The sequence below is a fragment of the Candidatus Arsenophonus phytopathogenicus genome, from assembly GCF_056113345.1.
This window is the reverse complement of the sequence record NZ_JBUIOB010000017.1, coordinates 1,289,610-1,314,096: the sequence shown is the minus strand read 5'-3', so window position 1 is coordinate 1,314,096 and position 24,487 is coordinate 1,289,610. Positions and strand designations below refer to the sequence as shown.

Here is a 24,487-nt window from a genome sequence, read left to right as displayed (position 1 = left end):
GCTTCAGCCTGATGTGTTGAACAAAAAAAAATCCTTTATTTTCTCCCATAAACTCATGTGAGGAGGCGTATTTTTCTCTAAAATGTCGTTAATTTTTTCATTACTGATGTAAGTGTGAAAATAACCTGAACCGATACTAATAGACATAATTAACTCCTTCTAAAAAATCAAAGTTAATAGGTTTATTCTTAAGTAAACCTTTTAAAATGATAGTCTACAATATTTTAACTCGCTTTATTTGTTGAATATCTCACGGGATTTCAAACAAATTTGAAACCTCTTCCTCATTTTTATTGAAAAATACCAAGAAACATTCCTGGCCTATTAACATTATAAACGCAGGTTCGCACAATGGCGTTATGTGTAGAAGAAAGTTTTTTCTCTTTACCAGCAACGAAGCGTATAATTGGTAGCGAATATATCTGTTTTAATAAATATGAATAATTTGGATCGGATAACGTAATGAGTTTATGCTCGCTTACATCAAGCCATTTTATTGCCGCATAAATAGCTTTTGAATTTGCATGAGTAAATTGTATACATTGATTCGGTGATAACCCACATGCCCAAAGAGAAACAATTTTAACATTATTTAATGCAATAAGTTTCTCTACAATTGCAGCAGCATTGACAGTTGAAAGATGAGAGACCATTATCATACGTAACCATATTTCCATTGGATCCATATATTTTCCAGACTTAATTGGCAATAAGTGTGTTCCATTTATAACCAATACTGTCAATCATAATGAGAAATGTCTAGAATAGGTATTAAATAACTTTCACTTTTTGGATATAGCTTTAAACATTTATGTCAGTATTAAATATATTACATTACCCAGATGAGCGTCTTCGCAAAATTGCAGAACCGGTAAAAAAAGTTGATGCAGAAATACAACGTATCGTGAATGATATGTTTGAAACGATGTATGAAGAAGAAGGTATTGGTTTAGCCGCAACACAGGTTAATATTCATCAAAGAATTATTGTTATAGACGTTTCAGAATCTCGTAATGAAAGATTGGTACTTATAAATCCTGTTATCCTAGAAACAGCTGGTGAAATTGGAATTGAAGAAGGCTGTCTTTCTGTACCTGAACAACGGGCATTTGTATCTCGTGCTAAATGGGTCAAAATTAAAGCCTTAGATATCAATGGGAAAGAGTTTGAATTAGAAACTGATGATCTACTTGCTATCTGTATTCAACATGAAATAGATCATCTAAATGGCAAATTATTTATTGACTATCTTTCTGCATTAAAACGCCAACGCATTAGGCAGAAAATTGAAAAGCTTGAACGTCTAAAAGCTAAAACAACAAAATGATATTTATCATATTTTATAATATAGGGATCTTTACGTGTCAGACTGTCTACGAATCATTTTTGCCGGCACCCCAGATTTTGCAGCACAACATTTAGCTGCATTACTTGGTATCAAGGATAAGTATCAAATTGTTGGCGTTCTGACACAACCTGATAAACCAGCTGGAAGAGGGCGAAAACTCGCATCAAGCCCAGTAAAAACGCTAGCCGAAGAAAATAATATTCCTATTTTTCAGCCAACAACTCTAAAAACAGCAGACAGTCAGCGCTGCATTGAAAATCAGCATGCCGATGTTATGGTTGTTGTCGCATATGGCCTAATTTTACCTGAAATTGTATTAAATATGCTACCAATGGGCTGCCTGAATGTTCATGGCTCACTACTACCCCGCTGGAGAGGCGCAGCGCCAATTCAACGCTCAATTTGGGCTGGTGATAAAGAAACCGGTATTACAATTATGCAAATGGATATTGGTCTGGATACCGGAGATATGCTTTACAAAGTTAGCTGCCCTATTGAACTAAAAGATACTAGCGCAACCCTATATCAAAAACTTGCAAAACTAGGCCCTATTGCACTCCTACATACTCTTGATTTACTCACTTCAGGTCAAGCAAAACCAGAAGAACAAAATGATACATTCGCTAACTATGCTGAAAAACTGAGTAAAGATGAAGCATTAATTGATTGGACACTTTCAGCTGAAGAAATTGAGCGATGTATCCGGGCATTCAATCCTTGGCCAGTAAGTTATTTTATTGTTGCAGATCAACCTATTAAAGTTTGGTATGCCGAAGTCATTGATCATGAAATTGACGCTTCACCGGGAACAATTTTAAGTGCCGATAAAACAGGGATTAAAGTGGCAACCGCGAAAGGTATTTTAAATATCTTAAAAATACAACCGGCCGGTAAAAAAATAATGTTAGCTAGTGATTTTCTAAACTCTCGTCACGGATGGTTTATTCCTGGCAGAATAATAAATTCAGCATTGCAACCAAATTAGTAATAAATTTCTTGTTTACATTTATGATTAGCGGGTAATTATATTTAACATGAATAAAAAATATAATCTTAGAAGCATTTGTGCCCAAGTCATTGCCCAGGTTATTGATCAAAAACAATCATTAAGCACTGTACTTCCCGAATGGCAAAAAAATATATCAGATAAAGATAAAGCTCTTTTACAAGAACTAAGTTTTGGTGTGCTTAGAGTGTTACCCTTATTGGAATGGTTTATTCAACAATTAATAACTAAACCATTAAAGGGAAAAAAACGCATTATTCATTATCTTATTATGGTAGGAATTTACCAACTTCATTTTACTCGTATTCCCCCACACGCCGCACTAGCAGAAACTGTTGATGGTGCTATCACACTGAAACACCCTCAACTAAAAGACTTAATTAATGGTGTATTAAGACAATTTCAACGGCAAGAACAAACATTAAATGCAAAAGCAAATAATAATGACAGCAATTATTTACATCCTAAATGGCTATTAGAAAAAATTCAGCAAGTTTATCCTGCTCAGTGGGAAAAGATTCTTGAGGCCAATAACCAAAAACCACCTATGTGGCTAAGAGTAAATCAATTGTATCATTCTACTCACGATTATCTAATACTATTACAACAAGCAGGTATAGAGGCCAGTTTAAGCAAAGACAGTAAATTCGCTATCAAATTACAAAAACCGTGTGCGGTTAACAAATTACCAGGCTTTGACCAAGGTTGGGTAACAATTCAAGATTTATCTGCTCAACAATGCATTGAATTACTAGCACCTAAAAATGGTGAATATATCCTTGATCTTTGCGCAGCTCCAGGTGGTAAGACAACTTATATACTAGAACTTGCTCCAAAAGCTGATGTTTTAGCGATTGATATTGATGAACTACGAATAAAACGTATCCAAGAAAATCTTAATCGACTAAAATTACATGCAAGAGTTATAGTTGGCGATGGACGTAGACCACTAGAATGGACATCGGGTGCGAAATTTGATCGTATATTGCTAGATGCACCTTGCTCTGCGACAGGTGTGATTCGTAGGCATCCGGATATAAAATGGTTAAGAAAACCGACAGATATCCAGCAGTTGGTTAAATTACAATATGAAATTCTAGAAGCTATCTGGCCTTATTTAAAAACCAATGGCATCCTGGTTTATGCAACTTGCTCAATTTTACCGGATGAAAACAAAGAACAAATACAGAAATTTCTTTTTCATCATCCTGAAGCATCTTTAAATAACAATATGGAACTAGGCCAACAAATATTACCCACTCAACGTGGAGGAGACGGTTTCTTTTATGCTTCTCTGATAAAAAATTAACACTACTATTTTAAATAAATACTCAATCTGGCAGTAAGATAAAAATATAATGAAAATTATCATATTAGGTGCAGGACAAGTTGGTGGAACACTTGCAGAAAATTTAGTTGATGAAAACAACGATATCACTATCGTTGATACTAATACTGAACGTTTGCGCCAGCTACAAGATAAATTCGACCTAAGAGTTGTCAGTGGGCATGGCTCATACCCTAGGATCCTAAGGGAAGCCGGTGCTGAAGATGCTGATATGTTAGTCGCTGTGACAAATTCAGATGAAACTAATATGGTTGCATGCCAAATCGCTTATTCTCTTTTTAATACGCCAAATAAAGTTGCTAGAATACGCGCATCTGAATATATCAAAGAAACTGAAAAACTTTTTACCCCTGATCACATACCGATTGATTATCTTATTTCTCCAGAGCAGCTTGTCATTGATTATATTTATAAATTAATCCAATATCCTGGTGCACTTCAGGTTGTTAACTTCGCAAGTGGTAAAGTAAGTATTGTTGCTGCAAAAGCCTACTATGGAGGTTCATTAGTAGGAAATTCCCTCTTAAATTTACGCGAACATTTACCCCATATTGATACCCGAATTGCTGCTATATTTCGCCAAAATAGACCCATTCGACCACAGGGATCCACTATTATTGAGGCAGGAGATGAAATCTTCTTTGTTGTAGCCACTGAGCATATTCGTGCCGTAATGAGCGAACTGCAACGACTGGAAAAACCCTACAAGCGAATTATGATAGTTGGTGGTGGCAATGTTGGTGCAGGCCTAGCAAAACAGCTAGAAAAAGATTACAGCGTTAAATTAATAGAACGTGATCAAGAAAGAGCAACCGAATTAGCAGAACTATTACATGATACAATCGTGTTTTATGGTGATGCTTCAGATCAAGAGCTTTTAGCGGAAGAACATATTGAGCAAACAGATGTTTTTATAGCACTGACTAATGATGATGAAGCCAATATTATGTCAGCTATGCTTGCCAAAAAAATGGGCGCAAAGAAAGTAATGGTTCTTATCCAACGTTCTGCTTATGTTGATCTTGTACAAGGAGGAGTCATTGATATCGCTATATCACCTCAACAAGCAACAATTTCCGCTTTATTAGGACATGTTCGTAAAGCAGATATAATCAATGTTTCATCCTTACGTAAAGGCGTTGCTGAAGCGATAGAAGCTATTGCTCACGGTGATGAAAACACATCCAAAGTTGTTGGTAGAAAAATTTCAGAAATAAAGCTTCCTCCAGGCACAATTATCGGTGCTATTGTTCGTGATGATGAAGTCATCATTGCAAATAGCTATCATATTATTGAACAAGATGATCACATCATTATGTTCATTACTGATAAAAAGCATGTTCCTGACGTAGAAAAGATATTCCAACCTAGCCCATTCTTTTTGTAAAAATTTTGATAGAAATATATTAATAGATATTATAATTTAAACATTCTTATAAAATTTTACGTTCTATTTTGATTAACGGTGAGGGGACTATGAGCTTTTTAAAAGAATTCCGTGAATTTGCAATGAAAGGCAACGTTATTGATCTAGCTGTGGGTGTTATTATTGGTGCAGCATTTGGCAAAATTGTTTCTTCTCTTGTTGCAGATATTATTATGCCTCCCCTTGGATTACTTATCGGCGGTATTGATTTTAAGCAATTTCATCTTGTCTTAAGGGAAGCCCACGATAATATACCTGCTGTTACTATGAATTATGGTGTATTTATTCAAAATGTTTTTGATTTTCTAATCATCGCTATAGCAATTTTTATTGCGATAAAACTTATAAATAAATTGCGTCGCGAAAAAGAAGGAGCACCAGCAGCACCAACTAAAGAAGTCACATTATTAACTGAAATTCGTGATTTATTAAAAAAACAAAAATAATCAAAACGAGTGGGTTAGTAATAATAAATTTTTAAAATTAAGCATTACTAACCCACTCGTTTGCTCTTTACTATGTTTCATTTTTCTTTGATAACTCCCTTTTCCTTTTTTAGTTTTTTCAATTCATCGCCTAAACAGAGGATCATACAGTATCGCCTCTACTCCACTCTTCTTTATAAGGCCTCGTTTATGCTGGTAATTTGCCATACCAAATTCTCCAATATCAATGACTTTTTAAATAAACATCTATAAAATTTTATTTCATCCAAAACGGACATATCATTTAATGTTTACTGGCGCCTTGTTCGAGGATCTCTAAAATTGAACATCCAGTACTAACATGTTTACTACCACAACAAGCCGCACTAAGCATTTTTAATGAATTTCTCATTCTCTCCATCTCTATAATTTTAATTTCAATCTCCTGCAAGCGAGCATCTACAATATTTTTCGACTCCTGGCAAGTATGATGGGCAGGATCAATGCGAATAGACAATAATTCTGAAATAGATTCCAAAGTAAAGCCTAACTGCTTAGCATAACGAATAAAACGTAAACGTTGTAAATCTTTTTTGCTATAAAGACGATAACCACTTTCTGTACGATTAGGACGTTCCATTAGCCCTTGTTTTTCATAGAAACGAATTGTATCGGTTGTAACATCTGCTAACTTAGCTAATTTACCTATATGATACATAACCACCTCTTATATATGTATAAATATTATCCACTATGATAGCAAACTATGAAATGACAAAAAGTTAATTTTTAGATAATAAAAAACCGGGATTAATCCCGGTTTTTTATGTAATTGCAAATTTATTCTGCAGTTACTTCTGCTTGAGACTCAACAGTACGATCAACAAGCTCGATATAAGCCATCGGCGCATTGTCACCTGCACGGAAGCCACACTTCATAATACGAGTATAACCACCTGCACGGGTCGCGAAACGCGATCCAAGTTCATTAAATAATTTTGCCACGATCTCATTATCACGAGTACGGGCAAATGCCAGACGACGATTAGCTACGCTGTCGGTCTTGGCAAGAGTAATCAGTGGCTCAACGACACGGCGCAATTCTTTCGCCTTTGGTAAAGTTGTCTTGATAATCTCATGACGAACTAAAGAGCCAGCCATGTTACGAAACATAGCTTGGCGATGGCTACTATTGCGGTTCAATTGACGACCACTCTTACGATGGCTCATGACCTTATCCTTCTCAGTAAAACCTTAACCTGTGATCTCATTCATCAGCAATACTTGCTGGAGGCCAATTTTCTAGACGCATGCCTAGCGATAAGCCTCTTGATGCCAAAACATCCTTAATTTCAGTAAGTGATTTTTTACCAAGATTAGGCGTTTTAAGCAACTCAACTTCAGTGCGCTGAACCAAATCACCGATGTAGTGGATAGCTTCTGCTTTTAAACAGTTAGCAGAGCGGACAGTCAATTCCAGATCGTCAACTGCGCGCAGCAGAATCGGATCAAACTCTGGCTTCTCATCTTTAACTTCAACCTTAGCAACATCGCGTAAATCAACGAAAGCTTCGAGTTGTTCAGCCAAGATAGTTGCTGCTCGACGAATCGCCTCTTCTGGATCGATTGTGCCGTTAGTTTCCATCTCGATAACCAACTTATCCAAATCAGTGCGTTGTTCTACACGCGTCGCTTCAACATTGTAGGCAATACGCTCTACAGGGCTATAGCATGCATCAACTAATAAACGACCGATTGGGCGCTCATCTTCTTCCGAATGAATACGGGCAGAAGCCGTCACATATCCACGACCACGCTGTACTTTAATACGCATATTAATAGCAGCGCTTTCATCAGTTAGATGGCAGATAACATGTTGCGGCTTGAAGATTTCAATATCATCATTAGGGGTGATATCGGCGGCAGTCACAGGGCCAATTCCAGATTTATTCAAGGTCAGAATAACTTCATCTTTACCGTGAACTTTTACCGCCAGCCCTTTCAGGTTAAGGAGAATCTCCAGGATATCTTCCTGCACACCTTCTTTAGTGCTGTACTCATGCAGTACACCATCAATTTCAACCTCGGTCACAGCACAACCCGGCATAGACGAAAGCAAAATACGGCGTAGTGCGTTACCAAGAGTATGGCCAAAGCCACGTTCTAACGGTTCAAGGGTTACCTTGGCATGCGCCGAACTAATTTGCTCGATATCAACCAGGCGCGGTTTAAGAAACTCTGTCACAGAACCCTGCATTGTGTCCTCTCTTTGGTACTAAGCTTTACTTAGAGTAAAGCTCGACGATCAGGTGTTCGTTAATGTCAGCAGACAGATCAGCACGTTCAGGAATACGTTTGAACACACCTTCCATCTTAACCGCATCAGCCACCAGCCAATTTGGCTTCTCACGCTGTTCAGCAAGTTCTAAAGCAGCCTTAATACGAGACTGTTTTTTTGCTTTTTCACGAACGCTGATAACGTCATTCGGGGAAACCTGATAAGAAGCAATATTAACGACTTGACCATTTACCATGATAGCTTTATGGCTAACCATCTGACGTGCTTCCGCGCGTGTTGCGCCAAAGCCCATACGATAAACAGTATTGTCTAAACGACCTTCAAGCAAATTGAGCAAATTTTCGCCCGTATTACCTTTCAACCGTGTTGCTTCTTTATAATAGTTACGGAATTGACGTTCTAGAACACCGTAAATACGACGAACTTTTTGTTTCTCACGTAACTGAACACCATAATCAGATAGACGCGGTTTACGTGCGCCATGCTGTCCTGGTGCCTGTTCTAATTTACACTTGGTGTCAATCGCGCGAACGCCAGACTTAAGAAAAAGATCTGTACCCTCGCGACGGCTCAGCTTGAGCTTAGGACCCAAATATCTAGCCATTTTCTTTCTCCAACAATCCTAAAAACGCAACGTAATTAAACACGACGTTTCTTCGGTGGACGACAACCGTTATGAGGGATCGGAGTCACATCAGTAATGTTAGTAATGCGGAAACCAGCCGCATTTAACGCACGGATAGTTGACTCACGGCCAGGACCAGGTCCTTTAACCATAACTTCTAAGCTTTTGATTTCGTACTCTTTCACTGCCTCAGCACAACGTTCTGCTGCAACTTGAGCGGCAAACGGAGTAGACTTACGAGAACCACGAAAACCAGAACCACCTGCGGTTGCCCAACCCAATGCATTACCTTGACGATCAGTAATGGTAACAATTGTGTTGTTAAAAGAAGCATGGATATGAGCCACACCGTCTGAAACTTGTTTTCTTACACGCTTACGTGCACGAATAGGTGCTTTTGCCATTATTTAATACCCCGACTATTTCTTGATCGGCTTACGCGGGCCCTTACGGGTACGTGCATTAGTCTTAGTACGTTGACCACGCACAGGAAGACCACGGCGGTGACGTAAACCACGATAGCAACCAAGATCCATTAAGCGCTTGATGCTTAGGGTAACTTCACGACGCAAATCACCTTCAACAATGTATTTAGCAACTTCGTCACGTAACTTGTCGATTTGCTCTTCAGACAGCTCACTGATCTTAACATGCTCAGCAATACCAGTTGCTGCACAGATTGACTGTGAGCGAGTTTTGCCGATGCCGTAAATCGATGTTAATGCGATTACGGTATGTTGATCAGGAATGTTAATGCCTGCTATACGGGCCACTATGCACTCCTAAAGTTAAATACTGCATAACTGTGCTGAAAAGCCCGCTTTCAGGATACTCAAGCAGTTATACATTTTTTTAGATAAAAAGTTTGGCTGGCTAATTTAGCCAGCTCAACCCAACTTTGCAAGAAAAAAATGCTTTTTCTTAACCTTGACGTTGTTTATGCCTTGGTTCAACGCTGCAAATCACACGAACAATACCTTCACGTCTAATGATTTTACAGTTACGGCATAATTTCTTGACTGAAGCACGAACTTTCATTTTTACTCTCCGTAATTTCTTAAGCAAATTAATTTAAAGACAATTATTTGCCTTTAAGATTTGCCTTTTTCAATGCAGACGCATATTGACTGGACATCATAAGAGTTTGCACTTGAGCCATAAAGTCCATAATAACGACGACGACAATTAGAAGTGAAGTACCACCAAAATAGAATGGAACTTTCATTGCGTCACGCATGAACTCCGGGATTAAGCAAATAAAAGTAATATACAATGCACCTACTAATGTTAGGCGTGTCATTACTTTGTCAATATACTTGGCCGTTTGCTCTCCCGGACGAATTCCTGGTACAAATGCACCGGACTTCTTCAGGTTATCTGCTGTCTCTCGCGGATTAAAAACTAACGCCGTATAAAAGAAACAGAAGAAGATGATTGCAAATGCATAAAGTAACACATAAAGCGGTTGTCCTGGCTGCAAATACATTGAAATAGCTGTCAACCAACCCCAACCTGTTCCATCACCAAACCAGGAAGCTATTGTACCTGGGAACAGTATAATACTGGAAGCAAAAATTGCAGGAATAACACCTGCCATATTTACCTTTAATGGTAAATGTGTGCATTGTGCAGCATAAATGCGACGACCTTGTTGACGTTTTGCGTAGTTAACCACTATGCGGCGCTGACCACGTTCCATAAAGACAACAAAATAAGTCACAGCAAATACTAAAACTGCAATCAACAACAACAGGAGGAAATGCAAATCGCCTTGCCGAGCTTGCTCAATGGTATGGCCAATGGCCTGCGGGAGCCCGGCAACTATACCTGCAAAGATAATGATAGAGATACCGTTTCCAATACCTCTTTCAGTAATTTGTTCGCCTAGCCACATCAGAAACATTGTTCCTGTCACTAAACTAACAACGGCCGTGAAATAAAACGGAAAACCAGGATTGATTACCAATCCTTGCATTCCAGCCATATTTGGTAAACCTGTCGCAATACCAATAGATTGGAATATCGCTAATACCAAAGTACCATAACGCGTATATTGACTAATCTTACGGCGACCGGCTTCCCCTTCCTTCTTAATCTCTGCTAGACGTGGATTAACTACAGTCAGTAATTGGACAATAATCGATGCCGAAATATACGGCATAATTCCCAATGCAAAGATAGAAGCACGACTAAGTGCACCACCAGAGAACATATTAAACATTTCAATGATGGTGCCTCTTTGCTGTTCAAGCAATTTGGCAAGCACAGTGGCATCAATACCAGGAATAGGAATAAAAGAACCAATACGGAAAACAATCAGCGCCCCAATAACAAACAAAAGCCTGCGTTTAAGTTCGCCTATTCCACCTTTAGCACTTTGAAAATCTAAACCTGGTTGCTTCGCCATCTGTAACTTATTCCTCGATTTTACCGCCAGCCGCTTCAATTGCAGTCCGTGCACCTTTTGTTACACGAAGACCACGTACAGTTACTGGACGATTAACTTCACCAGAAAGAATAACTTTCGCATATTCTATTTGAATGCCAACTATATTAGCAGCTTTCAGCGTATTCAGATCAATGACATCGCCTTCAACTTTAGCAAAGTCTGACAAACGAACTTCTGCAGTAATCATTGCTTTACGTGAAGTAAAACCAAATTTTGGTAAACGACGATATAGAGGCATCTGCCCGCCTTCAAAACCACGACGTACGCCACCGCCAGAACGAGACTTCTGACCTTTATGCCCACGTCCGCCAGTTTTACCTAAACCGGAACCAATACCGCGACCTACGCGTTTAGGTGCATGTTTAGCACCTTCAGCTGGAGACAGAGTATTTAAGCGCATCTGTTACTCCTCAACTTTAACCATGTAGGAAACCAAATTGATCATGCCGCGGATCGCTGGTGTATCTTCACGTTCTACAGTATGACCAATACGACGCAGACCTAAACCGATCATGGTTGCCTTATGTTTTGGCAAACGACCAATAGTACTGCGAAATTGTGTAATTTTAATAGTCTTAGCCATGGTCCATTACCCCAGAATTTCTTCGACGGATTTACCACGCTTAGCTGCGACCATTTCTGGAGACTTCATACTGTCTAAAGCATCCAGCGTTGCACGAACAACATTAATTGGGTTCGTGGAACCATAGGTTTTAGCCAGTACGTTATGAACACCCGCGACTTCCAAAACAGCACGCATTGCACCGCCTGCGATGATACCCGTACCTTCATAAGCAGGTTGCATAAACACACGAGAACCTGTGTGAGCACCTTTTACAGGATGATACAAAGTACCATTATTGAGAGCGACGTTTTTCATATTGCGACGGGCTTTTTCCATCGCTTTCTGGATTGCTGCCGGAACTTCGCGTGCCTTACCGTAGCCAAAACCAACACGACCGTTACCATCACCAACAACAGTTAGTGCTGTAAAACTAAAAATACGGCCACCTTTAACGGTTTTTGCTACACGATTTACCGCGATCAGCTTTTCCTGCAGTTCGCAAGCTTGTTTCTCGATGTGAGCCATCTTACACCTCTACCTTAGAACTGAAGGCCAGCTTCACGGGCAGCATCTGCCAGTGCCTGGACTCGACCATGATATTGGAAACCAGAACGGTCAAAAGCAACTTCTTTGATGCCTTTCTCCAACGCACGCTCAGCAATTAATTTACCAACTGCTGCTGCGGCTTCTTTGTTTCCTGTGTACTTTACTTGCTCATTGATGGTTTTTTCTGTAGTAGAAGCAACCACCAAAGTTTCAGAACCGTTTGGCGCAATAACCTGCGCATAAATATGTCGAGGGGTACGGTGTACCGCCAAGCGCGTTGCACCCAGTTCATGTAGTTTGCGGCGTGCGCGGGTCGCACGACGGATACGAGCTACTTTCTTATCCATAGTGTTACCTTACTTCTTCTTAGCCTCTTTAGTACGCACGATTTCATCGGCGTAACAAACACCTTCACCTTTATAAGGTTCAGGACGACGGTAATCACGCAATTCTGCTGCAACTTGGCCAATTGCCTGTTTATCTACTCCTTCCAACACAATTTCAGTCTGTGAAGGACATTTTGCAGTAATACCTGCTGGCAGTTCATGCCCTACCGAATGAGAGAAACCTAAGGACAAACTTACAGTATTGCCTTCAATAGCTGCACGATAACCGACACCAACCAGCTGAAGTTCCTTAGTGAAGCCTTCGGTAACACCAATAACCATTGCATTCAATAAAGAACGCGTCGTACCCGCTTGCGTCCATGCATCCGCAAAACCTTCACGAGCTGCAAACATTAATTGATTATCAGCATGTTTGACTTCAACAGCTTTATGGATTGTACGAGTAAGCTCGCCATTTTTACCTTTAATCGCTATATCCTGACCGTCAAGTTTAACTTCTACGCCGGCAGGAATGACGATAGGTGCTTTTGCCACACGAGACATTCTTTCCTCCCGAATTAAGCTACGTAGCAGAGAATTTCGCCACCTAAACCTGCTTGGCGAGCTGCACGATCAGTCATGACACCTTTAGAAGTAGAAATAATCGCAATGCCTAAACCAGCCATAACCTGTGGTAGCTCATCTTTTTTCTTATAGATGCGCAAACTTGGGCGGCTTACACGCTGAATGCTTTCTACAACAGCCTTACCTTGGAAATATTTCAATGTAATTTCCAATGTTGGCTTGATGTCGCCTTCAATTTTATAATCTTCGATATAGCCTTCTTCCTTAAGCACTGTAGCAATCGCTACTTTTAGCTTAGCGGAAGGCATGTTGACCGCAGCTTTATTAGCGGCCTGACCGTTACGGATACGGGTTAGCATATCCGCAATGGGATCTTGCATGCTCATCTGTCTTTACTCCCGTGATTCAATTGGTGATAATTACCAGCTAGCCTTTTTAAGACCCGGGATTTCACCGCGCATAGCGGATTCACGGACTTTAATACGGCTTAGACCAAATTTCCGCAGAAAACCATGCGGACGCCCAGTTTGACGACAGCGGTTACGCCGACGAGAAGGGCTGGAATCACGTGGTAGAGTTTGCAGCTTAAGAACAGCATTCCAACGATCTTCATCAGATGTGTTCACATCAGAAATAATAGCTTTCAATTCTGTGCGCTTTGCAAAGAATTTTTCAGCTAAATTTACACGTTTTACATCACGTGCTTTCAATGATTGTTTAGCCATGAATACCCTGCCTTACTTACGGAACGGAAAGTTAAACGCCATCAACAGTGCAAGACCTTCATCATCTGATTTGGCACTAGTGGTGATAGTAATATCTAAACCACGTACACGATCCACTTTATCATAATCGATTTCAGGAAAGATGATTTGTTCACGTACACCCATGCTGTAGTTACCGCGACCATCAAATGATTTAGTGGATAAACCACGGAAATCACGGATACGTGGTACAGCAATAAAAATCAGACGCTCAAAGAATTCCCACATACGTTCGCCACGCAGGGTCACTTTATAGCCAATTGGATAGCCCTGACGGATTTTGAAGCCTGCAACAGATTTGCGCGCTTTGGTGATAAATGGTTTTTGCCCTGTTATTGCCGCTAAATCAGCAGCTGCATTATCAAGCAGCTTTTTATCGGCAACAGCTTCACCAACACCCATGTTCAGGGTGATCTTCTCGACCCGAGGGACTTGCATGACAGAATTGTAGCCAAACTGAGTCATCAGCTTTTGGACTACCTCGTCTTTGTAGTAATCATGCAGTTTCGCCATCGTATACTCCAAAAATTACTTAATAGTTTCACTGTTAGATTTGAAGAAACGCACTTTTTTGCCATCTTCAATTCTAAAACCTACTCGGTCAGCCTTGCCAGTTGTCACATTAAAGATTGCAACGTTAGAAACATCAATTGCTGCTTCTTTTTCGACGATGCCACCTGGTTTACTCAGAGCCGGAACAGGCTTCTGATGTTTCTTAACCAGATTAATCCCTTCAACAATGACTTTACCAGAAGAAAGAACCTGTTTTACTTTACCGCGTTTGCCTTTATCTTTACCAGCTAACACGATAACTTCGTCATCACGACGGATTTTCGCTGCCATTGTGCCCGCTCCTTAGAGTACTTCTGGTGCCAGAGAGATAATTTTCATAAACTTCTCAGTACGAAGTTCACGAGTTACCGGCCCAAAAATACGCGTACCGATAACTTGCTCACTTGCATTGTTTAACAACACACAAGCATTGCCATCGAAGCGAATGACAGAACCGTCAGGGCGACGAACACCCTTCTTGGTGCGCACCACTACCGCTTTCAGGACATCACCTTTTTTCACTTTACCGCGTGGAATTGCTTCTTTAACAGTAATTTTGATGATATCACCTACATCTGCGTAGCGACGGTGCGAGCCACCTAGAACCTTGATACACATTACGCGACGTGCGCCGGAGTTGTCGGCTACGTTCAGCATAGTCTGTTCTTGGATCATTTTAGTGCTCCGCTAAATGTCAACTACAACTAAGCCGCTTCTTATTATAAATTGAAGAGGCAGCACAATTACCCATACATGAGGGCGCAGCATTATAACACCACAACATCAATATGGACAGAAAAAATAAACGGCCGCTTTATTAAGAGCCGCTTATTCTATTATGAAATGGCTATCCTATTACAGAACAGCTTTTTCTACAACGCGAACAAGTGTCCATGACTTTGTTTTGGACAGTGGTCGGGTTTCACGGATTTCCACTAGATCACCGATACCACATTCATTGTTCTCGTCATGTACATGCAATTTGGTCGTACGACGGATAAACTTACCATATAAAGGATGTTTTACCATACGCTCAATAGCAACGACAATAGATTTCTCCATCTTATCGCTAGTTACACGACCTTGCAAAGTACGGATTTTATCGCTCATTACGCACCCGCCTTTTCAGTCAATAAAGTCTTAACGCGTGCAATATCACGACGTACTTGTTTCAACAGGTGAGACTGTTTCAGCTGTCCACTTTCTGCCTGCATACTCAAGTTAAATTGCTCACGTAGCAGGTTAAGCAGTTCAGTGTTCAACTCTTCAACGATTTTTTCGCGCAGCTCTTTTGCTTTCATTACATCACCGTCTTAGTTACAAAGGTGGTTTTGATAGGCAGTTTTGCTGCTGCCAACTTGAATGCTTCACGAGCTAGCTCTTCTGGAACACCGTCCATTTCATAAAGAACTTTACCAGGTTGGATCAAAGCAACCCAATACTCTACGTTACCTTTACCTTTACCCATACGCACTTCAAGTGGCTTTTCAGTAATAGGTTTATCTGGAAACACACGGATCCAGATTTTACCCTGACGCTTAACTGCACGGGTCATGGCACGACGTGCCGCTTCAATCTGACGTGCAGTCAGACGTCCACGACCCACTGCCTTCAGGCCGAAAGTGCCGAAGCTAACATCCGTACCTGCAGCCAGACCACGATTGCGGCCTTTATGCATTTTACGGAATTTCGTACGCTTTGGTTGTAACATCAGCGACTCTCCTTGCGGCCTTTACGCTGCTGCTTTTTAGGTTGAACTGTAGGTTTCTCTACCTGTTCAACAGCAGCCATACCACCCAGAATCTCACCTTTGAAGATCCATACTTTAACGCCGAGTACCCCATAAGTGGTGTGCGCTTCTGCAGTATTATAATCGATATCAGCACGCAAGGTGTGCAATGGCACACGGCCTTCACGATACCACTCCGTACGTGCAATTTCAGCGCCGCCTAAACGACCACTGACTTCCACTTTTATGCCTTTTGCACCTAGACGCATAGCATTCTGTACCGCTCGTTTCATAGCTCGACGGAACATAACACGACGTTCCAGCTGTGAAGCGATACTATCAGCAACTAATTTAGCATCCAGGTCAGGCTTACGTACTTCAGCAATATTGATTTGCGCAGGGACACCAGCAATATCTGCTACTGTTTTGCGCAGTTTCTCGACATCTTCACCTTTTTTACCGATAACGATACCAGGACGAGCAGTGTGAATAGTTACACGGATGCTCTTCGCAGGACGTTCGATAACGATACGTGAAATAGATGCCTTTGCCAGTTCTTTATTCAGATACTGACGTACTTTAAAATCGCTGTCTAGGTTGTCAGCGAATTCTTTTGTATTCGCATACCAAGTAGAGTTCCAAGGTTTGACAATACCCAGGCGAATACCATTAGGATGTACTTTCTGACCCATTGCTAGTCTCCAGAGTCTCAGCGATCGAACACAACCACAGTAATGTGGCTGGTGCGCTTCAAAATACGATCTGCACGGCCTTTCGCGCGAGGCATGATGCGTTTCATAGTTGGACCTTCGTTAACGAAAATTTTCGTCACTTTTAAGTCATCAATATCAGCACCATCGTTGTGCTCGGCGTTAGCGATAGCAGACTCAAGTACTTTCTTCACTAAACCAGCAGCTTTCTTGTTGGTATAGTTCAGAATTTCTAGAGCTTGCGACACTTTCTTACCGCGAATCAGATCAGCCACTAAACGAACCTTCTGAGCAGAAGAACGAGCGTGGCGATGCATAGCGATAGTTTCCATCTCTTCCTCCTACCTTAACGTTTCTTGGCCTTTTTATCGGCCGCATGGCCGCGATAAGTACGGGTCGGCGCGAATTCACCCAATTTATGACCAACCATTTCGTCGGTAACAAAAACTGGAACATGCTGACGACCATTATGGATAGCGATGGTCAAACCGATCATGTTAGGAAAGATCGTTGAACGACGGGACCAAGTCTTGAGAGGCTTTTTGTCTCCGCTTTCCACCGCTTTCTCTACCTTCTTCAGCAAGTGCAGGTCAATAAAAGGACCTTTCTTGAGAGAACGTGGCATGGTTTATCCTCTAATTATTTTTTAGAACGTTGACGTACGATATATTTATCAGTACGCTTATTGCTACGGGTCTTTTTACCTTTGGTTTGAACGCCCCAAGGTGTTACTGGGTGTTTACCAAAGTTACGACCTTCACCACCACCATGTGGATGGTCTACTGGGTTCATCGCTGTACCACGAACGGTAGGGCGAATTCCACGCCAGCGGCTAGCACCAGCTTTACCCAGAACACGCAGCATATGCTCCGCATTACTAACTTCTCCTAATGTCGCACGGCACTCAGAAAGTACTTTACGCATTTCGCCAGAACGTAAACGGATAGTTACATAACTACCATCACGTGCAACGATTTGCACATAAGCACCGGCTGAACGCGCCAGCTGACCACCTTTACCCGGTTTAAGCTCAACATTATGAACCGTTGAACCGACAGGAATATTACGCATAGGTAAAGCATTACCTGCTTTAATTGCTGCATCTGCACCAGACTGAATTTGGTCTCCGGCTTTTAAGCCTTTTGGTGCCAGAATATAGCGACGCTCTCCATCTTTATAGAGAACTAATGCAATATTCGCCGAACGATTTGGATCATATTCCAGACGCTCAACAGTAGCAGCAATACCATCTTTATTGCGTTTAAAGTCAATTAGACGATAATGCTGTTTGTGACCACCACCAATATGACGCGTAGTAATACGGCCATTATTGTTACGTCCACCGGTTTTGTTGCTTTTTTCTAGCAACGGAGCATAAGGTTTACCCTTATGCAGCTCAGGGTTAACCACTTTAACTACGTGGCGACGGCCCGGAGACGTAGGTTTACATTTAACAACTGCCATTGTTCTTTACTCCTCCGACTTACTCTGCACCACCGATGAAGTCCAGATTCTGGCCTTCTTTCAGAGTGACGTAAGCTTTTTTCCAGTCGCTACGACGACCAATTCGCTGACCGTGGCGTTTGGTTTTGCCTTCAACTAGTAAAGTATTTACACCTTTGACTTCAACTTCGAACAGTTTCTGTACGGCAGCCTTAATCTCTGCTTTAGTCGCATCTTTCGCTACTTTAAGCACGATGGTGTTACTTTTTTCCATCGCTGCAGAAGCTTTCTCAGAGACATGCGGCGCACGTAGTACTTTTAGCAGACGTTCTTCACGGATCATGCTAGCATCTCCTCAATTTGCTTCACAGCATCAGCAGTCATAAGTACTTTGTCGAAGGCAATTAGGCTAACAGGATCGATACCGATTGCATCGCGAACATCAACTTTATATAAGTTACGGGCTGCTAAAAACAAGTTTTCATCAACCTCATTCGTGACGATCAATGCGTCATCCAGTGCCATTTCCCTTAATTTTTGTACCAGAAGCTTAGTTTTCGGCGCTTCCAGTGCAAATTTCTCGACAACAATTAGACGATCCTGACGTATCAATTCAGACAAGATGCTTTTCAAAGCACCGCGGTACATCTTTTTATTTACTTTTTGACTGTGGTCCTGTGGTCTCGCTGCGAAAGTGACACCACCAGAGCGCCAAATTGGGCTCTTAACTGAACCAGCACGTGCACGACCAGTACCTTTTTGACGCCATGGCTTTTTACCAGAACCTGAAACCTCAGCACGAGTTTTCTGAGCACGAGTACCTTGACGAGCACCAGCTGCATACGCAACAACTACTTGATGCACAAGCGCTTCATTGAAATCACGCCCGAAGGTAGTTTCGGAGACAGTCAGCGCGCTTTGCGCGTCTTTCATTACCAATTCCATTCCTATCTCCTCGACGTTACGCCTTAACAGCTGGTTTTACAATCAGGTTGCTACCAGTTGCACCTGGAACAGCACCCTTGACCAACAGCAGATTACGTTCAGCGTCAACGCGTACTACATCCAGACTTTGAACAGTTACACGTTCATTACCCAATTGGCCTGCCATTTTCTTGCCTTTAAATACCTTACCCGGAGTTTGGTTTTGACCAATAGAACCCGGAACACGGTGTGACAAGGAGTTACCATGAGTAGCGTCCTGAGTGCGAAAATTCCAGCGTTTAACCGTACCAGCAAAACCCTTACCTTTGGAGGTACCAGTAACGTCGACTTTCTTGACGTCAGCAAAAATTTCAACACTAATGCTTTGACCTACAGTAAACTCTTCGTTTTCACTCAAACGAAATTCACGTAGGATACGGCCAGCTTCAACACCAGCTTTAGCAAAATGCCCAGCTTCAGGTTTCTTTACACGGTTTGCTTTTTTGCTACCGGTAGTAACCTGAATTGCATTATAACCATCTGTTTCCAGGCTCTTAACCTGAGTCACTCGGTTATTTTCAATTTCGATAACAGTTACAGGAATAGAAACACTATCTTCAGTGAAGATACGTGTCATTCCTAGTTTCTTCCCGACTAAACCAATCATTGTTTCAACCTCTCAATCGCGCAACGACCTGATTAACCCAGGCTGATCTGCACATCTACACCGGCAGCCAGATCCAGACGCATCAGAGCATCAACGGTTTTCTCAGTTGGCTCAACGATGTCAACCAGACGCTTATGAGTACGAATTTCGTACTGATCACGTGCATCTTTATTAACATGCGGCGAAATCAGAACGGTAAAACGTTCTTTACGTGTAGGTAACGGGATCGGACCACGTACTTGAGCGCCAGTGCGCTTAGCAGTTTCAACGATTCCCGCAGTTGATTGATCAATTAAACGATGATCAAAGGCTTTCAGGCGGATACGGATTCTTTGGTTCTGCATGAGACCAGAGCTCCAACTATTTATAAACGTAAAAAATTACTCCTCGCACCCATTTCGATTGATAGGGGAGTGTAATCGTTCCCATAATAACCTCCAAATCGGAGGTATTGTTTTTTTTAACGCAGTTTCACTGCTTACTAGCCCTTACGGCCAGGCTCTTGAATTAAAGAGCCCGTGCATTATACGTAATTTCAGAATAAGAGCAAGCCGTAGATAAAAAAATTGCATAAAATTTATTTATAAAAATCTTATGCAATAATATTTGTTAAAATCTTAATCAATAAATACCAATTAAATCATGTCTCTTCACCCAGCTGAGATTGTAGGTAATTTTTTAGGCCTATGTTTGATATCAAATCCAATTGCGTTTCTATCCAATCAATATGTTTTTCTTCATCCGTTAGTATTTCAATCATTAAATCGCGACTAACATAATCACTAACTGAATCCGCATAAGCAATTGCTGAACGCAAATCTTTCGCCCCATCCAATTCAAGCAGTAAATCTGATTTAAGCATTTCTTCAACATTCTCACCAATATTTAATTTACCTAAATCCTGCAAATTTGGTATACCTTCAAGAAAGAGGATCCTTTCTATATATTTATCAGCATGTTTCATCTCATCAATAGATTCTTCATATTCAATATCATTAAGACGTAATAAACCCCAATTTTTAAACATACGGGCATGTAAAAAATATTGATTGATTGCAACAAGCTCATTACCCAATAATGTATTTAAATGGGTGATCATTTTTTTATCGCCTTTCATTTTTTATCCTCCACTTCCAGTATCTAAAGTGTAGATAGAAATTATTAGGCGAACAGAATAGAAAAATATTTTTATTGAAAAGCGAAGAGGAATTGATTAATTAAAACTAGAAAGGTTCTTTGATAGCATTTAAATTTATTCTATTAATTCATTGTACTGCGTCAATATCAGTAACAACAGATAAATTTATTTGCTCATTTTGAATTAGCTGAGTTGCTTGAGGCAAGCATTTTCCACAATGTCTACCAATAGATACACACTTCTTTAATCCACTAATGGATGTTATGTGATTATCGCGAACTAAAGTTTTTATTGTTTTATCACTAATTCGATTACATAGACAGACGTACATTTTTAATACCGACCAGTTAAAATCTCATCAGCAATAATAAATGATAATGATTTTCATTTCAATATTAGTTTGAGTTATATACTCAAAAAATTAGATTATCGGTAATAATTTTACAACGATCATAAAAAAGAGGCTTTCGCCTCTTTTTTCAAATTCAATATCGAATCAAGCAATAATTTTAGCAACGACACCGGCACCGACTGTACGGCCACCTTCACGAATCGCAAAACGCAATCCTTCATCCATCGCGATTGGCGCTATCAACGTCACTTTCATGTTGATATTATCACCTGGCATTACCATCTCTACGCCTTCTGGCAACTCGATTGTGCCCGTTACATCCGTCGTTCTAAAATAAAACTGTGGACGGTAACCTTTAAAGAATGGCGTGTGGCGACCGCCCTCATCTTTGCTCAAAATATATACTTCTGATTCAAATTGAGTATGCGGATTGATTGAACCTGGTTTTGCTAATACTTGACCACGCTCTACATCTTCACGCTTGGTACCACGTAATAATACACCTACGTTCTCACCTGCACGACCTTCGTCCAGCAGTTTGCGGAACATTTCTACGCCCGTACACGTCGTTTTGGCCGTCTCTTTAATTCCAACGATTTCAACTTCTTCACCAACCTTAACTACACCACGCTCTACACGGCCTGTTACTACGGTTCCACGGCCTGAGATTGAAAATACGTCTTCGATTGGCAACAAGAACGGTTTATCTATCGCACGTTCTGGCTCTGGAATGTAGTCATCTAATACTTTCGCTAACTCTAGAATTTTCTCTTCCCACTCAGCAACGCCTTCCAGCGCCTTCAACGCTGAACCTTTGATTACCGGCGTGTCGTCTCCTGGGAAATCATACTGAGAAAGAAGCTCACGCACTTCCATTTCAACCAATTCCAGCAACTCTTCATCATCAACCATATCACACTTGTTCAGGAAAACGATGATGTAAGGAACACCTACCTGGCGACCTAATAGGATATGTTCACGTGTTTGTGGCATTGGACCATCGGTTGCCGCAACCACTAAAATTGCGCCGTCCATTTGTGCCGCACCGGTGATCATGTTTTTTACATAATCTGCGTGGCCTGGACAATCAACGTGGGCATAATGGCGGATTGGCGTATCATATTCTACGTGAGAGGTAGAAATTGTGATACCGCGCGCTTTTTCTTCCGGTGCATTATCAATTTGATCAAATGCACGTGCACTACCGCCATAAGTTTTCGCTAATACGGTGGTGATTGCTGCAGTTAAAGTTGTTTTACCATGGTCAACGTGGCCGATTGTACCAACGTTAACGTGCGGGTTTTTACGTTCAAATTTTTCTTTAGACATTAGATTATCCCTCTAAGACACGGAATCGATGGTTACACCACATTAACCAAACAGTAAAAGTCATATACTCGTTGCTTGTTTTTTCGCAGGAAAAAATCAGGGAACAATTAAGAACAGATTCTAGGAGTGGTGCTGATAGGCAGATTCGAACTGCCGACCTCACCCTTACCAAGGGTGTGCTCTACCAACTGAGCTATATCAGCACATCTTGGAGCGGGCAGCGGGAATCGAACCCGCATCATCAGCTTGGAAGGCTGAGGTAATAGCCATTATACGATGCCCGCGATGAACTCGGCTACCTGACTTTAATCAGCTGCAAATTTTATCTTAAGTATTTTGCATCGAGGTAGCATTTTAAGCTGAACACTTAAGATGAAACTTATGGTGGTGGGAGAAGGATTCGAACCTTCGAAGTCTGTGACGGCAGATTTACAGTCTGCTCCCTTTGGCCGCTCGGGAATCCCACCTTTTACTTATATCCAGATTTTTAATGGTGCCGGCACCAAGAGTCGAACTCGGGACCTACTGATTACAAGTCAGTTGCTCTACCAACTGAGCTATGCCGGCGTCAGGTGCTGCGCATTCTAGGTAGAGAACGAGCATGTTGCAACAAAAAAATTAAAATATTTGTTCTTTTGCTTATAAAACACTCACTTTAACCTTTTTTGCTGCTTTTTTCTATAGTAAATGTTTAAATACTCAACAGTATAAATTTTTTATTTACTATTTACTCTAGTGAAAAATGACATCAAATTTTTCTCACTAATAAAAACGTATCGTAAAACATACAATATTATTTCATTGCTAAAAATAAAAAACGGATGAATTGTTATCAATTATTTAATTAATACAAAAAACAGAAAAAACTCTACGCCTAAAGATATTCAATCGTTATTATGCAATCTATTTTTTTATTGGTTATGAATGATTATGATAACCTGTACACAGGTAAATGTTGACTTATGAAACAACAACAAAACTTTTCAATAACACCTTATTTAGAATTTGACCGTGAACATTGGGCAACATTACGTGATTCTGTTCCACTAGAACTACTAACGGATAAAGAGCTGCTGGAACTGAAGGGTATCAATGATGAAATTTCAATGGATGAAGTAAATAAAATTTATCTTCCTATTTCACGGCTACTTAATTTCTATATCAGTTCAAATTTACGTAGACAAACAGTTTTACAACAATTCTTAGGTACTAATGGTACTAAAGTACCTTATGTTATCGGTATTGCAGGCAGTGTTGCAGTTGGTAAAAGTACCACAGCTCGTCTATTACAAACTTTATTAAGTCGGTGGCCCGAGCATCGTAAAGTTGATCTTATTACAACAGATGGTTTCTTATACCCAAATCAGATTTTAAACGAACGTGAAATAATGAAGAAAAAAGGATTTCCGCAATCCTATGATATGCACCGTTTAGTAAAATTTGTTTCTGATATAAAATCTGGAGTCAAACAGGTTACCGCTCCGGTATACTCCCATTTTACTTATGATATCGTTCCCGATAAAAAGCAAGTGATTGAGCAGCCTGATATTCTTATTTTGGAAGGTTTAAACGTTTTGCAAAGCGGAATAGATTATCCACATGCTTCCCATCATGTTTTTGTATCTGACTTTGTCGATTTTTCAATTTATGTTGATGCCCCGGAAAATTTATTGAAAAAATGGTATATCAGTCGATTTTTGAAATTTTGCCAAGGCGCTTTTTCCAACCCTCACGCCTATTTCTACCATTATTCTAAATTAGAGCAAGAAGAAGCGATCAATACAGCTAAAACAATATGGGAAGAAGTTAATAAAATAAATTTGGAAGAGAATATAATACCAACCAAAGAAAGAGCCAGTTTGATCATGACTAAAGGCTCTAATCATTCAATTACAAATGTTAGATTAAGAAAATAATTTCAAACATTGAGT

General features: G+C 40.5%; 41 protein-coding genes and 4 tRNA genes. 6 read left to right on the top strand and 39 right to left on the bottom strand.

Annotation, left to right across the window (positions count from 1 at the left end):
- Window positions 1-3 precede the first annotated feature (3 nt).
- Together AC01GB_RS10395 and AC01GB_RS10390 are read right to left on the bottom strand one after the other, a co-directional pair.
- Window positions 4-147 (bottom strand): hypothetical protein, encoded by a 144-nt coding sequence (locus AC01GB_RS10395; protein ID WP_474451761.1) that lies wholly within the window; start codon window positions 145-147, stop codon window positions 4-6.
- 143 nt (window positions 148-290) lie between these two features.
- Window positions 291-686 carry a hypothetical protein gene (locus tag AC01GB_RS10390; protein WP_474451760.1) on the bottom strand — a complete coding sequence of 132 codons (396 nt, stop codon included), beginning with the start codon at window positions 684-686 and terminating at the stop codon, window positions 291-293.
- Between the two features lie 125 nt (window positions 687-811).
- Between AC01GB_RS10390 and def the strand changes: the two genes are divergently transcribed.
- The 5 genes from def to mscL all read left to right on the top strand — a co-directional run bounded on the left by def (window position 812) and on the right by mscL (window position 5,574).
- Complete coding sequence (gene def, locus AC01GB_RS10385; protein WP_474451759.1) at window positions 812-1,327, top strand: peptide deformylase; 516 nt, start codon at window positions 812-814, stop codon at window positions 1,325-1,327.
- A 34-nt stretch (window positions 1,328-1,361) separates the two neighbouring features.
- Window positions 1,362-2,333, top strand: a complete 972-nt coding sequence (fmt, locus tag AC01GB_RS10380) for a methionyl-tRNA formyltransferase (RefSeq protein ID WP_474451758.1) — start codon at window positions 1,362-1,364, stop codon at window positions 2,331-2,333.
- A 49-nt stretch (window positions 2,334-2,382) separates the two neighbouring features.
- A complete protein-coding gene (rsmB, locus tag AC01GB_RS10375; protein ID WP_474451757.1) occupies window positions 2,383-3,663 on the top strand; it encodes a 16S rRNA (cytosine(967)-C(5))-methyltransferase RsmB in 1,281 nt (426 codons plus the stop codon).
- Window positions 3,664-3,712: 49 nt separating this feature from the next.
- Window positions 3,713-5,089 carry a Trk system potassium transporter TrkA gene (gene trkA / locus AC01GB_RS10370; RefSeq protein ID WP_474451756.1) on the top strand — a complete coding sequence of 459 codons (1,377 nt, stop codon included), beginning with the start codon at window positions 3,713-3,715 and terminating at the stop codon, window positions 5,087-5,089.
- Window positions 5,090-5,178: 89 nt separating this feature from the next.
- A complete protein-coding gene (gene mscL / locus AC01GB_RS10365; RefSeq protein WP_474451755.1) occupies window positions 5,179-5,574 on the top strand; it encodes a large-conductance mechanosensitive channel protein MscL in 396 nt (131 codons plus the stop codon).
- Here the strand turns inward: mscL and arfA are convergent, their stop codons facing one another.
- The 37 genes from arfA to AC01GB_RS10180 all read right to left on the bottom strand — a co-directional run bounded on the left by arfA (window position 5,575) and on the right by AC01GB_RS10180 (window position 23,123).
- The gene (gene arfA, locus AC01GB_RS10360) at window positions 5,575-5,697 is read right to left on the bottom strand and encodes an alternative ribosome rescue factor ArfA (protein ID WP_474452383.1); all 123 of its coding nucleotides are present in this window, start codon (window positions 5,695-5,697) and stop codon (window positions 5,575-5,577) included. It abuts the gene before it with no gap.
- Between the two features lie 160 nt (window positions 5,698-5,857).
- Window positions 5,858-6,271: a Zn(2+)-responsive transcriptional regulator gene (gene zntR / locus AC01GB_RS10355; protein WP_032116402.1), complete on the bottom strand. Its 414-nt coding sequence runs from the start codon at window positions 6,269-6,271 to the stop codon at window positions 5,858-5,860.
- 122 nt (window positions 6,272-6,393) lie between these two features.
- Complete coding sequence (rplQ, locus tag AC01GB_RS10350; protein WP_474451754.1) at window positions 6,394-6,783, bottom strand: 50S ribosomal protein L17; 390 nt, start codon at window positions 6,781-6,783, stop codon at window positions 6,394-6,396.
- A gap of 37 nt (window positions 6,784-6,820) precedes the next feature.
- Window positions 6,821-7,810, bottom strand: a complete 990-nt coding sequence (locus AC01GB_RS10345) for a DNA-directed RNA polymerase subunit alpha (protein ID WP_474451753.1) — start codon at window positions 7,808-7,810, stop codon at window positions 6,821-6,823.
- Between the two features lie 25 nt (window positions 7,811-7,835).
- The gene (rpsD, locus tag AC01GB_RS10340) at window positions 7,836-8,456 is read right to left on the bottom strand and encodes a 30S ribosomal protein S4 (RefSeq protein WP_474451752.1); all 621 of its coding nucleotides are present in this window, start codon (window positions 8,454-8,456) and stop codon (window positions 7,836-7,838) included.
- A 35-nt stretch (window positions 8,457-8,491) separates the two neighbouring features.
- Complete coding sequence (rpsK, locus tag AC01GB_RS10335) at window positions 8,492-8,881, bottom strand: 30S ribosomal protein S11 (RefSeq protein WP_474451751.1); 390 nt, start codon at window positions 8,879-8,881, stop codon at window positions 8,492-8,494.
- Between the two features lie 15 nt (window positions 8,882-8,896).
- A complete protein-coding gene (gene rpsM, locus AC01GB_RS10330; protein ID WP_032116398.1) occupies window positions 8,897-9,250 on the bottom strand; it encodes a 30S ribosomal protein S13 in 354 nt (117 codons plus the stop codon).
- A 148-nt stretch (window positions 9,251-9,398) separates the two neighbouring features.
- Window positions 9,399-9,515 (bottom strand): 50S ribosomal protein L36, encoded by a 117-nt coding sequence (rpmJ, locus tag AC01GB_RS10325; RefSeq protein ID WP_032116397.1) that lies wholly within the window; start codon window positions 9,513-9,515, stop codon window positions 9,399-9,401.
- Between the two features lie 43 nt (window positions 9,516-9,558).
- Entirely contained in the window at window positions 9,559-10,884 is a 1,326-nt protein-coding gene (secY, locus tag AC01GB_RS10320) for a preprotein translocase subunit SecY (protein WP_474451750.1), read from the bottom strand.
- Window positions 10,885-10,891: 7 nt separating this feature from the next.
- On the bottom strand, window positions 10,892-11,326 hold the full coding sequence (gene rplO / locus AC01GB_RS10315; RefSeq protein ID WP_026823161.1) for a 50S ribosomal protein L15: 435 nt from the start codon (window positions 11,324-11,326) through the stop codon (window positions 10,892-10,894).
- A gap of 3 nt (window positions 11,327-11,329) precedes the next feature.
- Entirely contained in the window at window positions 11,330-11,509 is a 180-nt protein-coding gene (rpmD, locus tag AC01GB_RS10310) for a 50S ribosomal protein L30 (protein ID WP_290608042.1), read from the bottom strand.
- 6 nt (window positions 11,510-11,515) lie between these two features.
- The gene (rpsE, locus tag AC01GB_RS10305; protein WP_474451749.1) at window positions 11,516-12,016 is read right to left on the bottom strand and encodes a 30S ribosomal protein S5; all 501 of its coding nucleotides are present in this window, start codon (window positions 12,014-12,016) and stop codon (window positions 11,516-11,518) included.
- 14 nt (window positions 12,017-12,030) lie between these two features.
- Window positions 12,031-12,384: a 50S ribosomal protein L18 gene (gene rplR / locus AC01GB_RS10300; protein WP_474451748.1), complete on the bottom strand. Its 354-nt coding sequence runs from the start codon at window positions 12,382-12,384 to the stop codon at window positions 12,031-12,033.
- Window positions 12,385-12,393: 9 nt separating this feature from the next.
- Window positions 12,394-12,927 carry a 50S ribosomal protein L6 gene (gene rplF, locus AC01GB_RS10295; protein WP_474451747.1) on the bottom strand — a complete coding sequence of 178 codons (534 nt, stop codon included), beginning with the start codon at window positions 12,925-12,927 and terminating at the stop codon, window positions 12,394-12,396.
- A 14-nt stretch (window positions 12,928-12,941) separates the two neighbouring features.
- A complete protein-coding gene (gene rpsH, locus AC01GB_RS10290; protein WP_026823166.1) occupies window positions 12,942-13,334 on the bottom strand; it encodes a 30S ribosomal protein S8 in 393 nt (130 codons plus the stop codon).
- Window positions 13,335-13,367: 33 nt separating this feature from the next.
- On the bottom strand, window positions 13,368-13,673 hold the full coding sequence (gene rpsN, locus AC01GB_RS10285) for a 30S ribosomal protein S14 (RefSeq protein ID WP_474451746.1): 306 nt from the start codon (window positions 13,671-13,673) through the stop codon (window positions 13,368-13,370).
- A 12-nt stretch (window positions 13,674-13,685) separates the two neighbouring features.
- Complete coding sequence (gene rplE, locus AC01GB_RS10280; RefSeq protein ID WP_474451745.1) at window positions 13,686-14,225, bottom strand: 50S ribosomal protein L5; 540 nt, start codon at window positions 14,223-14,225, stop codon at window positions 13,686-13,688.
- Between the two features lie 15 nt (window positions 14,226-14,240).
- Window positions 14,241-14,555: a 50S ribosomal protein L24 gene (rplX, locus tag AC01GB_RS10275; RefSeq protein WP_474451744.1), complete on the bottom strand. Its 315-nt coding sequence runs from the start codon at window positions 14,553-14,555 to the stop codon at window positions 14,241-14,243.
- A 12-nt stretch (window positions 14,556-14,567) separates the two neighbouring features.
- A complete protein-coding gene (rplN, locus tag AC01GB_RS10270) occupies window positions 14,568-14,939 on the bottom strand; it encodes a 50S ribosomal protein L14 (protein WP_474451743.1) in 372 nt (123 codons plus the stop codon).
- A 180-nt stretch (window positions 14,940-15,119) separates the two neighbouring features.
- Complete coding sequence (gene rpsQ / locus AC01GB_RS10265) at window positions 15,120-15,374, bottom strand: 30S ribosomal protein S17 (protein ID WP_026823171.1); 255 nt, start codon at window positions 15,372-15,374, stop codon at window positions 15,120-15,122.
- Entirely contained in the window at window positions 15,374-15,565 is a 192-nt protein-coding gene (rpmC, locus tag AC01GB_RS10260) for a 50S ribosomal protein L29 (RefSeq protein ID WP_474451742.1), read from the bottom strand. The genes rpsQ and rpmC overlap by 1 nt, the downstream gene beginning before the upstream one ends.
- Complete coding sequence (gene rplP / locus AC01GB_RS10255; protein ID WP_032116388.1) at window positions 15,565-15,975, bottom strand: 50S ribosomal protein L16; 411 nt, start codon at window positions 15,973-15,975, stop codon at window positions 15,565-15,567. The genes rpmC and rplP overlap by 1 nt, the downstream gene beginning before the upstream one ends.
- Entirely contained in the window at window positions 15,975-16,685 is a 711-nt protein-coding gene (gene rpsC, locus AC01GB_RS10250; RefSeq protein ID WP_474451741.1) for a 30S ribosomal protein S3, read from the bottom strand. The genes rplP and rpsC overlap by 1 nt, the downstream gene beginning before the upstream one ends.
- 17 nt (window positions 16,686-16,702) lie before the next feature.
- Window positions 16,703-17,035: a 50S ribosomal protein L22 gene (gene rplV, locus AC01GB_RS10245; protein WP_474451740.1), complete on the bottom strand. Its 333-nt coding sequence runs from the start codon at window positions 17,033-17,035 to the stop codon at window positions 16,703-16,705.
- A gap of 14 nt (window positions 17,036-17,049) precedes the next feature.
- Window positions 17,050-17,328 carry a 30S ribosomal protein S19 gene (rpsS, locus tag AC01GB_RS10240; protein ID WP_032116386.1) on the bottom strand — a complete coding sequence of 93 codons (279 nt, stop codon included), beginning with the start codon at window positions 17,326-17,328 and terminating at the stop codon, window positions 17,050-17,052.
- Window positions 17,329-17,342: 14 nt separating this feature from the next.
- Window positions 17,343-18,167 carry a 50S ribosomal protein L2 gene (gene rplB / locus AC01GB_RS10235; protein WP_474451739.1) on the bottom strand — a complete coding sequence of 275 codons (825 nt, stop codon included), beginning with the start codon at window positions 18,165-18,167 and terminating at the stop codon, window positions 17,343-17,345.
- 19 nt (window positions 18,168-18,186) lie between these two features.
- Window positions 18,187-18,489 (bottom strand): 50S ribosomal protein L23, encoded by a 303-nt coding sequence (gene rplW / locus AC01GB_RS10230; protein WP_474451738.1) that lies wholly within the window; start codon window positions 18,487-18,489, stop codon window positions 18,187-18,189.
- Window positions 18,486-19,091, bottom strand: a complete 606-nt coding sequence (rplD, locus tag AC01GB_RS10225) for a 50S ribosomal protein L4 (RefSeq protein ID WP_474451737.1) — start codon at window positions 19,089-19,091, stop codon at window positions 18,486-18,488. Before rplD ends, rplW begins: the two co-directional genes overlap by 4 nt.
- Window positions 19,092-19,107: 16 nt before the next feature.
- On the bottom strand, window positions 19,108-19,737 hold the full coding sequence (gene rplC / locus AC01GB_RS10220; RefSeq protein ID WP_474451736.1) for a 50S ribosomal protein L3: 630 nt from the start codon (window positions 19,735-19,737) through the stop codon (window positions 19,108-19,110).
- A 32-nt stretch (window positions 19,738-19,769) separates the two neighbouring features.
- On the bottom strand, window positions 19,770-20,081 hold the full coding sequence (gene rpsJ, locus AC01GB_RS10215; RefSeq protein ID WP_474451735.1) for a 30S ribosomal protein S10: 312 nt from the start codon (window positions 20,079-20,081) through the stop codon (window positions 19,770-19,772).
- 296 nt (window positions 20,082-20,377) lie between these two features.
- A complete protein-coding gene (bfr, locus tag AC01GB_RS10210) occupies window positions 20,378-20,854 on the bottom strand; it encodes a bacterioferritin (RefSeq protein ID WP_474451734.1) in 477 nt (158 codons plus the stop codon).
- Between the two features lie 148 nt (window positions 20,855-21,002).
- Entirely contained in the window at window positions 21,003-21,206 is a 204-nt protein-coding gene (bfd, locus tag AC01GB_RS10205) for a bacterioferritin-associated ferredoxin (RefSeq protein WP_474451733.1), read from the bottom strand.
- Window positions 21,207-21,371: 165 nt separating this feature from the next.
- Window positions 21,372-22,556 (bottom strand): elongation factor Tu, encoded by a 1,185-nt coding sequence (gene tuf, locus AC01GB_RS10200; RefSeq protein WP_474451732.1) that lies wholly within the window; start codon window positions 22,554-22,556, stop codon window positions 21,372-21,374.
- Window positions 22,557-22,683: 127 nt separating this feature from the next.
- Window positions 22,684-22,759, bottom strand: a tRNA-Thr gene (locus tag AC01GB_RS10195).
- 6 nt (window positions 22,760-22,765) lie between these two features.
- Window positions 22,766-22,840: transfer RNA gene (locus AC01GB_RS10190), tRNA-Gly, on the bottom strand.
- A 98-nt stretch (window positions 22,841-22,938) separates the two neighbouring features.
- A tRNA-Tyr gene (locus AC01GB_RS10185) sits at window positions 22,939-23,023 on the bottom strand.
- Window positions 23,024-23,047: 24 nt separating this feature from the next.
- Window positions 23,048-23,123 (bottom strand) — tRNA-Thr (locus AC01GB_RS10180).
- A gap of 395 nt (window positions 23,124-23,518) precedes the next feature.
- Between AC01GB_RS10180 and coaA the strand changes: the two genes are divergently transcribed.
- The gene (gene coaA / locus AC01GB_RS10175; protein WP_474451731.1) at window positions 23,519-24,472 is read left to right on the top strand and encodes a type I pantothenate kinase; all 954 of its coding nucleotides are present in this window, start codon (window positions 23,519-23,521) and stop codon (window positions 24,470-24,472) included.
- The last annotated feature ends 15 nt before the right edge of the window (window positions 24,473-24,487 follow it).

Excerpts from the sequence above, each read along its gene's own strand:
- AC01GB_RS10395 (WP_474451761.1), bottom strand. The coding sequence starts at position 147 with ATGTCTATTAGTATCGGTTCAGGTTATTTTCACACTTACATCAGTAAT.
- AC01GB_RS10390 (WP_474451760.1), bottom strand. The coding sequence starts at position 686 with ATGGATCCAATGGAAATATGGTTACGTATGATAATGGTCTCTCATCTT.
- def (WP_474451759.1), top strand. The coding sequence starts at position 812 with ATGTCAGTATTAAATATATTACATTACCCAGATGAGCGTCTTCGCAAA.
- rsmB (WP_474451757.1), top strand. The coding sequence starts at position 2,383 with ATGAATAAAAAATATAATCTTAGAAGCATTTGTGCCCAAGTCATTGCC.
- trkA (WP_474451756.1), top strand. The coding sequence starts at position 3,713 with ATGAAAATTATCATATTAGGTGCAGGACAAGTTGGTGGAACACTTGCA.
- mscL (WP_474451755.1), top strand. The coding sequence starts at position 5,179 with ATGAGCTTTTTAAAAGAATTCCGTGAATTTGCAATGAAAGGCAACGTT.
- zntR (WP_032116402.1), bottom strand. The coding sequence starts at position 6,271 with ATGTATCATATAGGTAAATTAGCTAAGTTAGCAGATGTTACAACCGAT.
- rplQ (WP_474451754.1), bottom strand. The coding sequence starts at position 6,783 with ATGAGCCATCGTAAGAGTGGTCGTCAATTGAACCGCAATAGTAGCCAT.
- AC01GB_RS10345 (WP_474451753.1), bottom strand. The coding sequence starts at position 7,810 with ATGCAGGGTTCTGTGACAGAGTTTCTTAAACCGCGCCTGGTTGATATC.
- rpsD (WP_474451752.1), bottom strand. The coding sequence starts at position 8,456 with ATGGCTAGATATTTGGGTCCTAAGCTCAAGCTGAGCCGTCGCGAGGGT.
- rpsK (WP_474451751.1), bottom strand. The coding sequence starts at position 8,881 with ATGGCAAAAGCACCTATTCGTGCACGTAAGCGTGTAAGAAAACAAGTT.
- rpmJ (WP_032116397.1), bottom strand. The coding sequence starts at position 9,515 with ATGAAAGTTCGTGCTTCAGTCAAGAAATTATGCCGTAACTGTAAAATC.
- secY (WP_474451750.1), bottom strand. The coding sequence starts at position 10,884 with ATGGCGAAGCAACCAGGTTTAGATTTTCAAAGTGCTAAAGGTGGAATA.
- rplO (WP_026823161.1), bottom strand. The coding sequence starts at position 11,326 with ATGCGCTTAAATACTCTGTCTCCAGCTGAAGGTGCTAAACATGCACCT.
- rpmD (WP_290608042.1), bottom strand. The coding sequence starts at position 11,509 with ATGGCTAAGACTATTAAAATTACACAATTTCGCAGTACTATTGGTCGT.
- rpsE (WP_474451749.1), bottom strand. The coding sequence starts at position 12,016 with ATGGCTCACATCGAGAAACAAGCTTGCGAACTGCAGGAAAAGCTGATC.
- rplR (WP_474451748.1), bottom strand. The coding sequence starts at position 12,384 with ATGGATAAGAAAGTAGCTCGTATCCGTCGTGCGACCCGCGCACGCCGC.
- rplF (WP_474451747.1), bottom strand. The coding sequence starts at position 12,927 with ATGTCTCGTGTGGCAAAAGCACCTATCGTCATTCCTGCCGGCGTAGAA.
- rpsH (WP_026823166.1), bottom strand. The coding sequence starts at position 13,334 with ATGAGCATGCAAGATCCCATTGCGGATATGCTAACCCGTATCCGTAAC.
- rpsN (WP_474451746.1), bottom strand. The coding sequence starts at position 13,673 with ATGGCTAAACAATCATTGAAAGCACGTGATGTAAAACGTGTAAATTTA.
- rplE (WP_474451745.1), bottom strand. The coding sequence starts at position 14,225 with ATGGCGAAACTGCATGATTACTACAAAGACGAGGTAGTCCAAAAGCTG.
- rplX (WP_474451744.1), bottom strand. The coding sequence starts at position 14,555 with ATGGCAGCGAAAATCCGTCGTGATGACGAAGTTATCGTGTTAGCTGGT.
- rplN (WP_474451743.1), bottom strand. The coding sequence starts at position 14,939 with ATGATCCAAGAACAGACTATGCTGAACGTAGCCGACAACTCCGGCGCA.
- rpsQ (WP_026823171.1), bottom strand. The coding sequence starts at position 15,374 with ATGAGCGATAAAATCCGTACTTTGCAAGGTCGTGTAACTAGCGATAAG.
- rpmC (WP_474451742.1), bottom strand. The coding sequence starts at position 15,565 with ATGAAAGCAAAAGAGCTGCGCGAAAAAATCGTTGAAGAGTTGAACACT.
- rplP (WP_032116388.1), bottom strand. The coding sequence starts at position 15,975 with ATGTTACAACCAAAGCGTACGAAATTCCGTAAAATGCATAAAGGCCGC.
- rpsC (WP_474451741.1), bottom strand. The coding sequence starts at position 16,685 with ATGGGTCAGAAAGTACATCCTAATGGTATTCGCCTGGGTATTGTCAAA.
- rplV (WP_474451740.1), bottom strand. The coding sequence starts at position 17,035 with ATGGAAACTATCGCTATGCATCGCCACGCTCGTTCTTCTGCTCAGAAG.
- rpsS (WP_032116386.1), bottom strand. The coding sequence starts at position 17,328 with ATGCCACGTTCTCTCAAGAAAGGTCCTTTTATTGACCTGCACTTGCTG.
- rplB (WP_474451739.1), bottom strand. The coding sequence starts at position 18,167 with ATGGCAGTTGTTAAATGTAAACCTACGTCTCCGGGCCGTCGCCACGTA.
- rplW (WP_474451738.1), bottom strand. The coding sequence starts at position 18,489 with ATGATCCGTGAAGAACGTCTGCTAAAAGTACTACGTGCGCCGCATGTC.
- rplD (WP_474451737.1), bottom strand. The coding sequence starts at position 19,091 with ATGGAATTGGTAATGAAAGACGCGCAAAGCGCGCTGACTGTCTCCGAA.
- rplC (WP_474451736.1), bottom strand. The coding sequence starts at position 19,737 with ATGATTGGTTTAGTCGGGAAGAAACTAGGAATGACACGTATCTTCACT.
- rpsJ (WP_474451735.1), bottom strand. The coding sequence starts at position 20,081 with ATGCAGAACCAAAGAATCCGTATCCGCCTGAAAGCCTTTGATCATCGT.
- bfr (WP_474451734.1), bottom strand. The coding sequence starts at position 20,854 with ATGAAAGGCGATAAAAAAATGATCACCCATTTAAATACATTATTGGGT.
- bfd (WP_474451733.1), bottom strand. The coding sequence starts at position 21,206 with ATGTACGTCTGTCTATGTAATCGAATTAGTGATAAAACAATAAAAACT.
- tuf (WP_474451732.1), bottom strand. The coding sequence starts at position 22,556 with ATGTCTAAAGAAAAATTTGAACGTAAAAACCCGCACGTTAACGTTGGT.
- coaA (WP_474451731.1), top strand. The coding sequence starts at position 23,519 with ATGAAACAACAACAAAACTTTTCAATAACACCTTATTTAGAATTTGAC.